The organism is Pseudoxanthomonas sp. LjRoot204_2 (assembly GCF_056175765.1).
The window spans coordinates 1-2018 of sequence record NZ_JBGFFG010000532.1 but is presented as its reverse complement, the minus strand read 5'-3'; the positions used below and the strand labels follow the sequence as shown (position 1 = coordinate 2018).

2 protein-coding genes are annotated in these 2018 nt (G+C 67.1%); both read right to left on the bottom strand.

The features are described from left to right. The coding region (locus AC04L7_RS17540) for an arginine deiminase-related protein (RefSeq protein ID WP_475513549.1) at positions 1–495 on the bottom strand (495 nt) is incomplete at its 3' end. A 2-nt stretch (positions 496–497) separates the two neighbouring features. Then, entirely contained in the window at positions 498–1490 is a 993-nt protein-coding gene (gene dusA, locus AC04L7_RS17535; RefSeq protein WP_475513548.1) for a tRNA dihydrouridine(20/20a) synthase DusA, read from the bottom strand. Between the last annotated feature and the right edge of the window lie 528 nt (positions 1491–2018).

The following is a 2018-nucleotide window of genomic DNA, read 5'->3' as shown; positions in this document are numbered from 1 at the left end:
GCAGAACCCGATCCCGCGCGCGCGATCGATGACCAGCGCGCCCGTCAGTTCGCAGGGATGCGGTTGGGTGGACAGATCGATCTCGGCATAACCCAGGGCGTCGCGGAAGAAGCGACGGATGTCCGCGCGTTCCGCCTCGCGCCGGCGGACTTCGTGGCGCATGCGGCCGACGATCAGCCTCGGTTCCCCGCCGACGCGCGCGGTGGCGAACACGTTGTTGGGAAACACCGCATCCGGTGTCGCGTCGTCGCCGGGGAAGCAGATCACGGGCACGTCTTGCGCCAACGCCCGATGCAGCGCCTGATGCTCGCGCAGCGCGGCATCCGCGTCGAAGGCCTCGGCGCCCGCCATGTACCGGTTGTCCTGCGCGGACTGCTCGGCGCGCATGAATCCATCCGGCGACACGAGGAACGCGGCACGCGCCGTGGCGGGCCCGACGTCCGGCGCCAGCGTGCGCGCATGCGCGACGAAGTCGGCGACGTCGCGCGTGATCATGCTCAGGCCGCCGGCCGCAGTTCGCGCACGGTCGCCGCCAGCGCCTGTTCTACCAGCGACCAGTCCGCGCCCGGCTTGTGCGCCCCTTCGCTAAGGATCTGCCGGAACGCGCGTCCCCCCGGCTGCGCATGGAACAACCCCAGCACGTGGCGCGTCAGGTGCTTCAGCGCCACGCCCTTCGCCAGCTGCGCTTCGACATACGGGCGCCATGCGCGCAGCAGGTCCGCGCGGGGCGCGATGTCGCCACCGARCAAGGCCGCCTGCATTTCATGCAGAACATAGGGCTCGTGATACGCGGCGCGGCCGATCATCACGCCATCGCTGTGCTGCAGGTGCTCGTGCACCTGCGCGGTCGTGGTGATGCCGCCGTTGATCGCCACCGTCAGCGCCGGCCGCTCGCGCTTGAGCCGGTAGGCCCAGTCGTAACGCAGCGGCGGGATCTCGCGGTTTTCCTTGGGCGACAGCCCTTGCAGCCACGCCTTGCGCGCATGCACGAAGAACGTGTTGCAACCGGTGGCCGCCACCGTATCGATGAAGGCGAGGAAGAGGTCGTAGTCTTCCTGCTCGTCCACCCCGAGACGGCACTTCACCGTCACCGGAATGCTCACGGCCTCGATCATCGCCGCCACGCACTCGGCCACCAGCGCGGGCTCCTTCATCAGGCAGGCACCGAAGCGCCCCGCCTGCACGCGGTCGGACGGGCAGCCGACGTTGAGGTTCACTTCGTCGTAGCCCCAGTCCTGCGCGATGCGCGCGGCCTGCGCCAGGTGCGCCGGCTCGCTGCCGCCCAGCTGGACCGCCACGGGATGCTCACCCGCATCGAACCCAAGCAGTCGATCGCGGTCGCCATGGATCACCGCCTGCGCATGCACCATCTCGGTGTACAGGCGTGCGTTCGGCGCCAGCAGCCGGTGGAACACGCGGCAGTGCGTGTCCGTCCAGTCCATCATCGGGGCGACCGAGAGGCGGAGTTTGTCGTGGTCGATGAGGTACATAGCCCTATTCTACCCGCGACGGGACGACGGATAGCCGCTATGCCAATCGGTTAAGCCATTGGCGGATGTGGAGTCGGGGCGCACTCTGCGAACCGCTAACCTTTCAGGCCTATTGGCGTCGATATACTCCGCGGGGTGACCAGGGGGTGGATATGCGCAAGCGATCCGGTTCAGTGGCGGTACTCATTGCCAGCGGCACATGCGCTGGTCTGCTTTGGGCGTCGCAAGGATTCGCCGACATCGTTCCGTGGCCCTACGACTCAATGGCCAGTATTCCGGCGGGCGTTCTGGCCACGACGGCTATGGACGATGAGAAAGAGGTTGCCCTCCAGTCAACTTCTGCCCACCGAACTTTCCCGACGCGGATCAATGCCTGGTCAACGGCAGGGCCCGTCGAGCGCATGCGTAGCCGAACGAGCGTTGCTCTCTCGTCGCTGCCATCACTGTCGTTAAAGCAGCCGTCCTACTCGATGTCTGCGCCTGAGTTCCTCCCGGATCCAGCCGCTGCTCAAGCTCACTCCCTTGCAG